The organism is Cobetia sp. SIMBA_158, assembly GCF_046566945.1.
GTDB lineage: Bacteria > Pseudomonadota > Gammaproteobacteria > Pseudomonadales > Halomonadaceae > Cobetia > Cobetia amphilecti.
The window spans coordinates 1-263 of the sequence record NZ_JAWJYL010000536.1 but is presented as its reverse complement, the minus strand read 5'-3'; the positions used below and the strand labels follow the sequence as shown (position 1 = coordinate 263).

1 protein-coding gene is annotated in these 263 nt (G+C 58.9%); it reads left to right on the top strand.

Going from position 1 to position 263, the window contains the following annotated elements; genetic code table 11:
- Positions 1 to 263: hypothetical protein (locus tag R2R70_RS20985; protein ID WP_410979045.1), on the top strand; the 263-nt coding region annotated here is incomplete at both ends.

The window sequence follows — 263 nt, the reverse complement described above, 5'->3', positions numbered from 1 at the left end:
AATCAGCAGATTAAGCGCAGCATCTATTTGCTGGCAGAGCGCGGCAAGCTGGCGGAACTGCGTTTGCTGGTGATCCCTGGCCAGGTGGATTATTTGCAACACATCGAAGAACTGGCGGCGTTTATCAAGGGACTCGGCGATGTTCCGGTACGCCTGAACGCGTTTCATGCCCACGGCGTGTATGGCGAGGCGCAAAGCTGGGCGAGCGCCACGCCGGAAGACGTTGAGCCGTTGGCTGATGCGTTAAAGGTGCGCGGGGTGAG